General features: G+C 56.8%; 12 protein-coding genes. 1 reads left to right on the forward strand and 11 read right to left on the reverse strand.

The annotated features are described in order from the left end of the window. Positions 1–44: 44 nt before the first annotated feature. From smc to F556_RS0102595, 11 genes are all read right to left on the reverse strand, one after another. Entirely contained in the window at positions 45–3,620 is a 3,576-nt protein-coding gene (smc, locus tag F556_RS0102545) for a chromosome segregation protein SMC (protein WP_020615321.1), read from the reverse strand. Between the two features lie 144 nt (positions 3,621–3,764). Continuing rightward, complete coding sequence (gene rnc, locus F556_RS0102550) at positions 3,765–4,469, reverse strand: ribonuclease III (protein ID WP_020615322.1); 705 nt, start codon at positions 4,467–4,469, stop codon at positions 3,765–3,767. After that, the gene (gene fabF / locus F556_RS0102555) at positions 4,459–5,700 is read right to left on the reverse strand and encodes a beta-ketoacyl-ACP synthase II (protein ID WP_026297061.1); all 1,242 of its coding nucleotides are present in this window, start codon (positions 5,698–5,700) and stop codon (positions 4,459–4,461) included. Before fabF ends, rnc begins: the two co-directional genes overlap by 11 nt. 211 nt (positions 5,701–5,911) lie before the next feature. Further along, positions 5,912–6,145 (reverse strand): acyl carrier protein, encoded by a 234-nt coding sequence (gene acpP, locus F556_RS0102560; protein WP_020615324.1) that lies wholly within the window; start codon positions 6,143–6,145, stop codon positions 5,912–5,914. A 92-nt stretch (positions 6,146–6,237) separates the two neighbouring features. Then, positions 6,238–6,990 (reverse strand): 3-oxoacyl-[acyl-carrier-protein] reductase, encoded by a 753-nt coding sequence (gene fabG / locus F556_RS0102565; protein ID WP_020615325.1) that lies wholly within the window; start codon positions 6,988–6,990, stop codon positions 6,238–6,240. Positions 6,991–7,010: 20 nt separating this feature from the next. Continuing rightward, on the reverse strand, positions 7,011–7,940 hold the full coding sequence (gene fabD, locus F556_RS0102570) for an ACP S-malonyltransferase (protein WP_020615326.1): 930 nt from the start codon (positions 7,938–7,940) through the stop codon (positions 7,011–7,013). Between the two features lie 23 nt (positions 7,941–7,963). Next, positions 7,964–8,950 carry a beta-ketoacyl-ACP synthase III gene (locus F556_RS0102575; RefSeq protein WP_020615327.1) on the reverse strand — a complete coding sequence of 329 codons (987 nt, stop codon included), beginning with the start codon at positions 8,948–8,950 and terminating at the stop codon, positions 7,964–7,966. 4 nt (positions 8,951–8,954) lie between these two features. Further along, positions 8,955–9,947 (reverse strand): phosphate acyltransferase PlsX, encoded by a 993-nt coding sequence (plsX, locus tag F556_RS0102580; RefSeq protein WP_026297062.1) that lies wholly within the window; start codon positions 9,945–9,947, stop codon positions 8,955–8,957. A 16-nt stretch (positions 9,948–9,963) separates the two neighbouring features. Continuing rightward, a complete protein-coding gene (fapR, locus tag F556_RS0102585; RefSeq protein WP_026297063.1) occupies positions 9,964–10,521 on the reverse strand; it encodes a transcription factor FapR in 558 nt (185 codons plus the stop codon). 207 nt (positions 10,522–10,728) lie between these two features. Then, positions 10,729–10,902, reverse strand: a complete 174-nt coding sequence (gene rpmF, locus F556_RS0102590; protein ID WP_020615330.1) for a 50S ribosomal protein L32 — start codon at positions 10,900–10,902, stop codon at positions 10,729–10,731. A 43-nt stretch (positions 10,903–10,945) separates the two neighbouring features. Beyond that, complete coding sequence (locus F556_RS0102595; RefSeq protein ID WP_020615331.1) at positions 10,946–11,452, reverse strand: YceD family protein; 507 nt, start codon at positions 11,450–11,452, stop codon at positions 10,946–10,948. Between the two features lie 141 nt (positions 11,453–11,593). Here F556_RS0102595 and F556_RS0102600 point away from each other — a divergent pair, with 141 nt between their 5' ends. Further along, entirely contained in the window at positions 11,594–12,835 is a 1,242-nt protein-coding gene (locus F556_RS0102600; RefSeq protein ID WP_020615332.1) for a nucleotidyltransferase, read from the forward strand. Position 12,836 lies beyond the last annotated feature (1 nt).

Consider the following 12,836-nt stretch of genomic DNA (forward strand, 5'->3'; position numbering starts at 1 on the left):
CCCCGCTTCCGAGGCGTACTTTATCTATTCACACAGCAGTCAGGCTAAGCGGATACCGCTTCCTCATCCTCAAGCCGGACGGATACCAGCTTGGACACGCCGCCTTCCTCCATCGTAACGCCATACAATACATCTGCTTCTTCCATTGTCCCCTTGCGGTGCGTGACGACAATGAATTGCGTCAGCCCGGAGAACTCTCGCAAATACTGTGCAAAACGGGCAACATTGGCCTCATCGAGCGCTGCCTCCACCTCATCCAGTACGCAGAATGGTACTGGCTTGACCTGGAGGATGGCGAACAACAGGGCAATGGCAGTGAGCGCTCGCTCACCACCGGAGAGCAGCTGCAGGTTCTGCAGCTTTTTGCCTGGCGGCTGAGCGACGATATCGATCCCGGTGTCCAAGACACGCTCCGGTTCGACCAGCACCAGATCGGCACGGCCGCCGCCGAACAGCTTGGAGAATACGACGCTGAAATGGCTGCGGATCGCATCGAATGCGGTACGGAACCGCCGTCCCATCTCTTCTTCCATCTCGCGAATGACCTCATAGAGCGTTGTCTTCGCTTCAATCAGGTCCGTCTTCTGCTCGTTCAGGAATTCGTACCGTTCCCGAACCCGCTCATACTCGTCGATTGCACCAAGATTCACCTCTCCCAGAGAAGTGATGCTCCGCTTGAGCTCGCGCACTTCTTGCTGGGCGGCCGGCACATCCTCTGGTACAGGATAGCGCTCTTTGGCCAGCTCGAAGCTCAGTTCATGTTCCTCGCTGAGCTTGCGCAGCAGGTTGTCCAGCTCGACGTCGAGTCGGTTCGCAGCAATCTCGGTTTGCCGCATCTGCTCCTCGACCTGGCGCAGCTGTACGCGCTGCTCCTTGGTTTCACTCTCCCCCTGCTCCAGCTGGCGCAGCAATTCGGCACGGGCAGACCGCTTGAAATCGGTTTGCTCTGCACACTCCTGCTTCTTCAGCCGGTAATGGTTGAGATTCTCCGTCTGCCGAACTGTCTCGTTCTGATGCCGAATCTGCTCTTCATCCTGATTCGTCAGCAGTCCGCGCACAGCAGACAGCTCTTGCTTGGCCCGGGTAATATCACCACGAATTCGCGTCGCCTGATCTTCGAACGAATGCTTCTCCTGTTCGGTTTTGGCAACCCGAATTTTCATGTCGGTCAATTGGCCCTGCAGCTGCTCCTTGGCAGATTCGCTCGCTTTGCGCTGCGCCTCGGCCTGTCGGATGGCTTCCTGCACGCGAGCTTCTTCGCGCGTCTGCTCTTCCAGTCGCAACCGCGCCTGATCTGCCGCTGCCGTCAAATCCTGCTGTTCGCTGGCATGACCCTGCAGATCCTGTGTGAACAATTGCTTCTGTTCCTCCAGGTGTCTGCTTTCGTGCTCCAGTTGCTGCTGTTCGGCACGGAGCTGCTGTTCTTCAATGCGGCATTGCTCGCTGCGACTGCGTAGCTCTTCCAGGTTCTGATTGCGGATGGAAAGCTCCTTGCGGATATCGTCCTGCTTATCCTTTAGCTTCACCAGTTGCTCGGCTGTCTCGCGGATATCCCGGTCCAATTGCTCAATTTGCCGGCTCCGACCGAGCAGGTTGGCGCCTTTTTTCTGCAGACTGCCGCCCGTCATGGAGCCGCCCGCATTGACTACGTCCCCTTCCAGGGTAACTACGCGGAATCGGTAGCCGCAGCGCGATGCAATCCGGTTCGCTTGTTCCAGGTTCTCCGCGATCAGCACGTTGCCGAGCAGGTTCTGGATAATCGACCGGTAACGGTCGTCACAGTTTACCAATTCGGCAGCCACGCCCACGAAGCCTTCGAGTGATTCAATCATGCGCTTGTCCTGCTCAGGGACGTGTCTGCCCCGGATAACATCAAGTGGCAGGAACGTCGCACGGCCCAGCTGACGCTGCTTCAGAAAATGAATGGCCGTTCGCGCCGAACGCTCGTCGGCCATGACGACATGCTGGAGTGCACCGCCAAGTGCTGTTTCCACAGCGGTTTCCAAACGTTCTGGCACCGTCATCAGCTCAGCTACCGCGCCATGCACGCCTTCCAAACCATTTTGGCTGCGTCTGGCAGCCTTCAGCACCTCACGGACGCCATGCATGAAGCCGTCAAGATCCTGCTGCATTTCTTTCATCGTATCGCGCCTGGAGGTCAGGGCATCCTGCTTTTGCTCCCACTTGCGAGCCGTGCTCTGAGCTTCCTCCAGCAATTTTTGCAGCGCCTGCAGTCGTTCGCTCTCACCGATATACTTGCTGCGCAGGCTATCCAGCTCGTTCAGCGTGCTTTGGAGCTTACGCTCCAGCTCCTTGCGGCGTCCGGTCAGCTTGGCCTGCTGCTCCTGCCACTTGATCTCCTCGCCGCCAAGCCGTTCGACCCGCCGCTGCACCGCTTCTTGCTGCTGCTCAGCGTAACGGATCTCATTGCGGAGCTGAGCCATCCCGCTCAGTACCTCCAGCAATTCGCCCTTCAGCGTCTCTTCTGCGGTACTGCCTGCTTCACCCGCTACGCCGGCGAGCGTCGCTTCCTCGGCATTTAACTGCTCGCGCAGGCCAGTCAACGCCTGGTCCAGCTCGGCCGCCTTGGCCCGTAGCGACGCCTCTTCCGAGGTAAGGCCTGCAATGCGCGCCTCGTGGGCAACAGCGGACTCTTCCAGTTGTCCTTTATTCTGCTCAAGATTCCGCTTGCGTTCCTTCAGGACTTCGCCGTACCCCTCGCACTTCTCATACTCCTCGCTGTAATGCAGCATCGACTCATGCAGTCGTTCCAGCGCTTCCTCTAGCTCTCTTAGCTGCTGGCGTTCTTTTTCCAGATGAGCGTCGTGCTTGTTGACCACCGAGGAGAGTGCGAGCTGTTCTTCCTGGAGTTTTTTCAGCTTCTCCGCTGCTTCGTTCCATGATTGGTGGACATGCTCAATTTGGTGGACGTAGAGAGAGATCTCTTTGACCTTGAGCTCCTCCCGCAGCGCTTTGTAACGAATGGCTTTTTCTGATTGCTCGCGCAGCGGTTCGACCTGGTCCTCCAGCTCCGTTACCAGATCATGAATGCGGAGCAGGTTCTGTTCGGTGTCGTCCAGCTTCTTTTGTGCCTCGCGCTTGCGAGATTTGTATTTTACGATGCCCGACGCTTCTTCGAAAATTCCACGCCGATCCTCAGACCGGGTGCTCAGAATTTCCTCGATCCGGCCCTGCCCGATAATCGAGTACGCTTCCTTGCCGATCCCCGTATCCATGAAGAGCTCGGTAATATCCTTCAAGCGACAAGCTTGCTTATTAATAAGATATTCACTGTCGCCGCTGCGGTGTACCCGCCGGGTAACGGTGACCTCGGTAAACTCCAGGGGCAGCGCCTGGTCGGTATTGTCCAGCGTCAGCGAAACCTCGCCATAGCCGACGGGCTTGCGGGCATCACTGCCGGCGAAGATGACATCCTCCATCTTGCCGCCGCGCAGACTTTTAGCCGATTGCTCGCCCAGCACCCAACGGATGCTGTCCGAGATATTACTTTTCCCGCTGCCATTGGGTCCAACAACCGCCGTGATGCCGGGAACGAACTCCAGCTCAGTCCGGTCAGCGAACGATTTGAACCCTGCTAATTCTATACGTTTCAGGAACATAGTCGTACCTTCACCTCATCAGCTATTGTATCACAACCGGGCAGCGCCCGACATAACCAATCCCCCTCCGCAATTCTCCCCCAGAATGAAAGAAGACCCCGGCTTGCACCGGGACCTTCCCTTGATTAAAATGAACGAGCTGACTCAGGATGAACCTGCAGATGTCAACCGCTCCCACGCTTCAGAAGCCGCCTGTTGCTCCGCTTCCTTCTTGGTGCGACCACTGCCGCTGCCCCATCGCTCCTGACCGACATGCACCTCGACGACGAATTCCCGGTCATGAGCCGGCCCCCGCTCCTCGAGCACCCGGTATTCCACACTGCCGAGTGCCTGATGTTGGGCATGCTCCTGCAATTTGGACTTGAAGTCCTTCACCAGCATCGGTCCATCGTTCTCGATGTGTGGAAACACCCGGGAGCTCAAAAAGTCACGAACCCGTTCCAAGCCCTGATCCAGATACAGCGCCCCCACAAATGACTCGAACAAGTCAGCCAGCAGTGCCGGCCGGTTGCGGCCGCCAAGCTGCTCCTCACCACGTCCCAGCAATACGTGCTCACCAAAATCCAGCAGCTCTGCAAATCGGGCGAGCGAAGGTTCGCATACAATGGAAGCGCGCATCCGTGTCAACTCGCCTTCCGGTCGCTTCGGGTAAGTACCGTACAGATACTCGGAGACCAGGAGCTGGAGCACGGCATCGCCCAAAAACTCCAATCGTTCATTGTCCTTGGCCGTGCCGTGCTTGTGCTCATTGACATAAGAGGTATGAGTGAAAGCCTGCTTCAGCAATCCCGTTCGCTCAAAGGTCAGTTGAAGCTTTTGCTGAAGCTGCTGAAAATGATCATGCTTCATACTTCTTCATCACAATAGTCGCATTATGTCCGCCAAATCCGAACGAGTTAGACATGGCCACCCGCACATCCGCCTGACGCGGAGTATTCGGCACATAGTCCAAATCGCACTCGGGATCCTGATCTTCCAGATTAATGGTCGGAGGAATGATACCGTTACTGAGCGTGAGCCCCAGTATGACTGCCTCAACGCCGCCCGCGGCGCCCAGCAGGTGCCCGGTCATCGATTTGGTCGAGCTCACCGCCAGCTTGTAGGCATGCTCGCCAAAGGCGCGCTTCACTGCTGTCGTCTCTGAACGATCGCCTACTGGTGTAGATGTGCCGTGCGCATTGATATAATCAACCGCGTCCGGCCCCAGCTCGGCATCCTTGAGCGCACGGGTCATACAGCGAGCTGCGCCATCAGGATCAGGCTCTGTCATATGATGCGCGTCGCCGCTCATGCCGTACCCGATAATCTCGCCGTAGATGCGCGCTCCACGCTGCTGCGCATGCTCCAGCGACTCAATGATGAGTACGCCTGCTCCTTCTCCCATAACAAAACCATCGCGTCCGGTATCGAACGGCCGGCTTGCCTTGGCAGGCTCGTCATTACGCGTGGACATCGCCCGCATCGAGCAGAAACCTGCCATGCCTGTCGGACGAATGGTCGCTTCAGCGCCGCCGCAGATCATGACATCGGCTTCTCCGCGCTGGATCAGCTTGTAGGAATCGCCAATCGAATGTGTGCCTGTTGCGCAGGCGGTAACCGCCGTACTGTTTGGCCCTTTGGCGCCAGTGCTCATGGACACTTGTCCAGATCCCATATTGGCAATCATCATCGGAATGAAGAACGGGCTAACGCGTTTTGGACCTTTTTCCAGCAGCACATTGTGCTGGTCTTCCCATGTACCCAGACCACCGATACCGGAGCCGATCATCACCCCGATCCGCTCGGCATCGACATTACTGCCGATCTCGATGCCTGCATCGCGAATCGCGGATTGGCTGGCAACAACAGCGAATTGGACAAAACGGTCCATGCGGCGCGCTTCCTTGCGGTCAATTCCAAAATCCTCTGGATTGAAGTTCTTGATCTCGGCTGCGATGCGCGTCGGGTAATCGGAGAAGTCGAACGCTTCGATCTCCGATACGCCTGACTTGCCTTCCAGCAGATTGCCCCAGAACGTGTCCAGTTCATGACCCAGCGAAGTCATGACGCCCATGCCGGTCACTACTACTCTCTGCTTCACAATATCACCCCTAATTTGCTTTTGAGCACGAAGTTGGTTCTGAGAAGTAAATTCGACATCGAATCTTGCCAATCTTGTGAACGCTCACTAAAACAATATATTTATATTATAAAAGGCTTTCAGCCTCGCATTCTCTTGTTCGAGTGTGAATCTCACTTGCTGTATAGATGGAGAGAAGTCCCGCTGTATGGCTGGCGGGACTCTTGTAACCTTACGTATGAGATTGTATGTAATTCACTACTTCTCCCACAGTGGTGATCTTCTCTGCATCTTCATCAGAGATCTCCAGGTCGAACTCATCTTCAAGTTCCATGACCAATTCTACAACATCGAGAGAATCAGCGCCTAGGTCATCCTTAAAAGATGCTTCCAGTGCTACTTCAGCTTCGTCAACGCCAAGGCGGTCAACGACGATGCGTTTTACGCGATCAAATACGTCGGACATCCAAGTCACCTCCTCTTTGGTATTATACGAGAATTAAAGATAAAATGCCATACGGGCGAGAAAGGAATCTCGCAGCGGACAAAAATGGGTGGTTAACCCATGTACATGCCTCCGTCGACATGTACGGTTTGGCCGGTCATATACGCTGCTGCATCGGAGGCCAGAAAGCGCACTGCGCTGGCAATATCTTCGGGCCGGCCAAGCCTGGCCAGCGGAATCTGCCCGCCCAGCTGCTCCCGCATCTCTGCAGGCAGCTTGTCCGTCATCTCCGTCTCAATGAAGCCCGGAGCAATACAATTGACCGTAATGCCGCGGGAGGCCAGCTCGCGCGCCGAAGATTTGGTAAGGCCGATAACGCCAGCCTTGGCCGCAACATAATTCGCCTGACCCGGGTTACCCAGTGCTCCGACGACGGATGAGATATTAATAATCCGGCCTGAGCGCTGCTTCATCATCGGGCGCGTGACAGCCTTGATGCCGTTGAAGACACCTTTAAGGTTGGTCTCGATGACCTGGTCAAATTCTTCTTCCTTCATCCGCATGATCAGATTATCACGCGTGATGCCAGCGTTATTGACCAGTATGTCCAAAGAACCAAAGGCTTCAATCACTTGCTTGACCATTGCATCAAACTCATCGGGCTTGCCAACGTTCGCCTTGATTGTAATGGCCCGTCTGCCCAGCGCCTCGACCGCCTGCGCAGTCTCTGCTGCTGCAGCCTCGCCGCCCGCATAGTTGACCGCCACGTCGGCGCCCGCTTCAGCCAACGCCACGGCGATGGCACGACCAATCCCGCGGGAGCCGCCTGTCACCAGTGCCGTTTTGCCTTCCAAGCCTGCAAACATTGCAGCACCTCCTCTATGTCCTAATTCGTTGTAAATGATTCGATCGCCGCAGCGGTATTGATACTGACTACGCGAGCAGATTTATCGATTTTGCGAATTAAACCTGCAAGCACAGTGCCTGAGCCAATCTCGATAAAGGTATCGACGCCCGACTCCAGCATGTAACGGATGCTATCCTCCCATAGGACGGGAGAGACAACTTGCTCCGCCAGCAGGCGGCGAATCGTTTCTGCATCCGTTACCGGCGCAGCTGTCACATTGGCGATGACGGGTACTGTCGCGTCAGAGAGCTCCAGACCTGCCAGCACGTCACCAAGCTGCGCTGCCGCAGGCTTCATCAGCGAAGAGTGGAACGGCCCGCTGACCTCAAGCGGGATGGCCCGCTTGGCGCCAGCTTCTTTGCACCGCTGCACAACCGCAGATACCCCTGCAGCCGTTCCCGAGACGACAATCTGTCCCGGACAGTTCACGTTCGCCAGCTCCACACTGCCGCTCTCGCGGCTTACAGTCTCACATAGCTCGGCCAGCGCTGCCCGCTCTGCTCCCAGAACCGCAGCCATGGCCCCTTCTCCGCTTGGCACGGCCTGCTCCATGAACTCACCCCGGGCGCGAACTGTGCGGAGCGCATCCTCGTAAGCAATGACTCCAGCGGCCACGAGCGCGCTGTACTCACCCAGGCTGTGCCCGGCTACATAATCGGGCTGAATGCCATGGCGCTTGAACGCCTCAAGAAGGGCAACGCTGACAGCCAGCAACGCAGGCTGCGTATTGGCTGTCTGCTTCAGCTGCTCCTCCGGTCCCTCAAATATTAACTCGCTTAAGGAAAAGCCAAGCGCCTCGTCGGCACGGGTAATAGCGTGCCGGGAGGCTTCGATTGTATCATACGCGTCTTTCCCCATACCGACTGCTTGCGCACCCTGGCCGGGAAAGACAAATGCGATTTTGCCCATTGCTGTTCCTCCTCCTGCTGTGCTTACCAAGTCAGAACCGATGCGCCCCAAGTCAGGCCGCCCCCGAATCCGACCATCACGATCGTGTCGCCTTCCTTGATCCGGCCCGATTCTACGGCTTCCGCCAGCGCAATCGGAATCGAGCCTGCCGACACGTTACCATATTTGTCGAGGTTGATCATACATTTGTCCTCTGGCAGCTGCAGCCGGTTCAGCGCAGACTGGATGATTCGGATGTTGGCTTGATGCGGAACCAGAAGATCAATGTCTTCCTTGCCCATCCCGGCCTTGCGAAGAGCCTCCTCCGCCGCATTCCCCATGATGCGAACAGCGAACTTGAATACTTCACTACCAGCCATCTGAATGAAATGCTGGCGCTCCCCGATGCTCTGCTCGGTAGCAGGCACGCGCGAGCCGCCGCCACACACCTTGAGTAAATCGCCGCCTGCACCATCAGCACCGAGTTCGAACGCACGGAACCCTCTGCCCTCCGCTACTGGGCCAAGAACGACAGCTCCCGCTCCGTCGCCGAACAGGATGCAGGTGTTGCGGTCGGTGAAATCGGTAATTCGCGACAGGCATTCTGCGCCGACAACCAGCACATGACGATACATGCCTGAAGCAATCATGCTGGAGGCTGTTGCCAGCCCGTAGATAAAGCCTGAGCAAGCAGCCGACAGATCAAAAGCAGCGGCTCGCGATGCTCCCAGTTTATCCTGGAGGATGCATGCCGTCGAAGGGAAGAACATATCTGGGGTAATTGTGGCGACGATGATGAGATCGAGCTCTTCTGCCGAGATACCGGCTGCCCGAAGCGCCGAGACCGATGCCTCGTAGGCCAAGTCGGACGTGGCTTGATCAGGAGCTGCCAAGCGCCGCTCCCGGATCCCTGTCCGGCTCACAATCCATTCGTCATTGGTCTCCACCATCTGCTCAAGCTCCTGGTTGGTGAGGACCCGCTCAGGAACATACTTGCCTGTGCCTAAAATGCCTACTGGTTGAAGATTCATTGCTTCACTCTCGCTTCCCGCTTATTTCCGAGGTGATCGCCTGGATCAGACGTCCCTCCACTGCGGCTCTCGCCTGCCGCACGGCGTTTTTGACGGCGACGGCGTCTGATGAGCCGTGGCTCTTCAGGACAAGTCCGTTCACCCCAAGCAGCGGTGCGGCACCGTGCTCCTTGTAATCCATTTTTCGTCTGAAATCGCGCAGACCCGGCAGCATGATCATCGCTGCCAGCTTCGTCAACAGGTTCTTGCTGAACTGCTCTTTCAGGACGCCAAAAACCGTGCCAGCCGTACCCTCCATCGCCTTCAACAAGATGTTGCCGACAAAGCCGTCGCAGACTAACACGTCGCACCCTCTTGTCAGAACATCGCGTGCCTCCACGTTACCCACAAAGTCGATCGGGGCAGCAGCCAAAAGATCGTACGCCGCCTTGGTCAACTCATTGCCTTTCTTCTCTTCCGTGCCGACATTGAGCAGGCCGACGCGTGGCTTTGCCAGGCCGTGCACCTTTTGACGGTAGATGCTGCCCATCAAGCCGTACTGCAGCAGGTGCTCCGGCTTCGCATCCATGTTGGCCCCGAGGTCAAGCGCCAGCAAACCGACATTGTCCAGCGTCGGCATCATAGGCGCCAGCGCCGGTCGCTCGATGCCATCGATTCGGCCCAAAATCAGCAGCCCGGTTGCCATCAGTGCTCCGGTATTGCCTGCCGAAATCATCGCATCCGCTTCACCTTCACGAACCAGCGTGCCGGCAACGACCATGGAGGAGCCTTTTTTGCGACGTACAGCGCGTACCGGCTCTTCATCCGGTCCAATCACATCGTCAGCATGACGAACCTCAAGGGTGGCCGGCGCTGAACCAAGCAGTGGCCGTATCTTGGCTTCATCTCCGACTAGCACGATCGTAGCGTCCGGCCACGCCTCAGCCGCCTCGATCGCTCCTTTAACTACTGCGTCCGGGGCGTGGTCTCCCCCCATCGCATCGATTGCGATCCGTATGGTCATCCCCCTCCTTCTACTCGCCTTTTGAACGGAACACAACAAAATGCCCCTGGAAGACCATTTCTTCCCCGACATATGTAATCACTTCAACCTTGGCCTTGCTGCCCTCGCCGGGCCCCGACCGCACATACGCCTTGGCGATGCACTTTTCATGCAGTTTGATGGAACGGATAAACCGCAAATCCGCCGAGGCGGTTAGAGCGATTTCATCGTCAATGACGGCGACGGCCAGCGAGTTGGCCTGGGCGAAGATATGATGTCCTCTTGCAATGCCCGTGCGCGAAAACACGTGCTCCTCGCGAATCTCAAAAATGGATATCCCGCTTTTGTCCAGCTGCAGGTCAATGATGTCACCAATAATTTCGTGCATGGGTAGCGACCGTACAGGATCGTACGAGCGCTCTGCCATCAGCTTGATCCGCTCCCGCAGCTCGGGAATGCCAAGCTCCAGCCGGTCCAGGCGGATGGTCTGGATGCTGACCTTGAGCCGTCGATTCAGTTCTCTGTCCGTCATAAACGGATTGTCCTCAATGAGCCTGGCCAGCTGCTGCTGCCGCTCACGCTTGGGCAGACGTTCGATAGCCCGCACCACCTTAATCATCTAGTATCAGATCATATTATCACCAGGTACTAATCCAGTATAAAGAAAAACCTGGCGGGAAGCAACGGGCTCACAGTCCCACGAGCACTTCCGGAAGTGTCTGTTCCAGGGCCCGTATGGCGTATCTTGTCAAAAAAAATAGCACCTCACCATAGATGAAGTACTACTTATTCAATCCTATTGCTTGATGATCTCTCTCGATTTGTAGGTTCCGCACACTTTGCACACGCGATGAGCCAGCTTCAGCTCTCCGCATTGGTCGCATTTGACCATGCCCGGCACAACAAGCTTAAAGTGTGTGCGGCGCTTGTCGCGGCGAGTTTTGGATGTTCTTCTTTGTGGTACTGCCATCTATCCCACCTCCTTCACAGAAATCAGACGCTTGCAGCGCCTGTCAGTCCTTAAACAAGTCCTTCAAAGCCGCCATCCGCGGATCGATCCGATCATTGGAGCAGCTGCAGGCAATCTCGTTACGGTTGACTCCGCACTGTGGGCACAGCCCTTTGCATGTGTCGCTGCAGAGCGGCACAAAAGGCAAGTGCAACAGTAAAGACTCTTCCAAATAAGGAATCAAATCCACCTTGTCCTCTTCGGCAACAATCACATCTTCCTCCGGCGGAACCGCAGACTCAGAAGTCGCCAGCTTGAATCGCTCGGAAAAAGGAAACTCCACATGCTCATGCGCCGGCTCTAGGCAACGGGAACAGGCAAAGGATGCATCCAGTGACATTTCGCCTTCCACCCGGACCACACGCGCCTCGGGCGTTGCCGTCAGGCGAACCGCCAGCGGTCCGGCCTCCAGCACATCCCTGCGGCCTTTCATCAGGTCAGTCACATCCAGGGTGGTGTTGAGCGGCGTAGGCACTCCCTTAGAAAGTACCTCTTGAATTCGTAAAATCATCTCTGATCACTCCAAACAAACAAAATTTATTATATCGATCCCTGATGGCCTTTGTCAACAATTTCATCAGATTTGTAGGTTTCCCTCATCTTTCATGCTATATTGAAGAAAATCGTACAAACCGGAGGGAGGACTGTTCTCGTGAACACAGTCGGGCTCGTCGTCGAATATAATCCGTTTCATAACGGTCATCTCTATCATGTGCAGCAATCGGTCAAACAAACAAAGGCCGACGCTGTAGTCGCCGTGATGAGCGGTCATTTCCTGCAGCGCGGGGAGCCGGCTCTGCTCGACAAGTGGGCACGGGCAGAGATGGCCCTTGCCGGCGGCTGTGACCTGGTGATCGAACTGCCGGTCGCCTACGCTACGCAGCCTGCCGAATGGTTCGCCTACGGAGCCGTGTCGCTGCTGGAGGCGACCGGCGTCGTGGACACGCTCTGCTTTGGCAGCGAGAGCGGGGCATTGGAGGCGCTGGAGCCAGCTGCACGGCTGCTGTTCGACGAGCCGCCGCAATTCCAGGACCTGCTGCGGCTTCATCTCGAGCAGGGTCACAGTTATCCGTCAGCCTATGCTGCGGCTGCAACTACCTATATGGAAGAGCTCGGTTACGGCGCTGACACCCGTCCCGACCTTTCCAGTCCCAACAATTCGCTGGGTCTTCATTATCTCATGGCGCTCCTGCGGATCGGCAGCTCCATCCGGCCCCATACCATTCTTCGGGAGGCGGCCGGTTATCATCAGAGCGAGATCACCGATAGCCGGATCGCCAGTGCTACCGCAATCCGGCAGCGCTTGAGCGAGGGAGAACCCCTCGCGGCTATCGCCCCTTATGTCCCTGCCACCACGCTGCGGATTCTGGAGCGGGAATGGTCCGCCGGAAGAGCTCCTGTCAGCTGGCAGAGCTTCACACCGCAGCTCCTTCACACGCTCGCTACATCAACAGCGGAGCGTCTTGCCGGACTGCACGGGATGACCGAGGGTCTCCAGCATCGCCTGCTCCAGGCACTGCCCGGCCTTGCCGAAGCCGGCTTTGAATCACTCCTGGCAGCCCTGAAGACCAAACGGTACACAAGGACCAAGCTGCAACGCGTTCTGTTATCCGTACTGCTCGGCCACGAGCATGGCGAACTGCAGCCGGACCGTTTGCGGACAGGCGTGCAGTATATAAGAGTACTAGGCTTCAGCTCTACGGGTCAAGCGCTGTTGGCACAGATGCGCAAGCAGGCCAAGCTGCCGATTATACTTAGTGCAGCCCGGCCCCCTGCGGAGCTGCCGTACCTCGGGCTCGATACCCGTGCTTCCGCCGCTTACGCCTTGGCCCAGCAGCAGCCAAGCGGCAAGGGCATGTACCGCGATTATTTCCTGCCGCCCATCCGTAGCTAAT

The sequence above is a fragment of the Paenibacillus daejeonensis DSM 15491 genome (assembly GCF_000378385.1).
Taxonomy (GTDB): domain Bacteria; phylum Bacillota; class Bacilli; order Paenibacillales; family Paenibacillaceae; genus Paenibacillus_D; species Paenibacillus_D daejeonensis.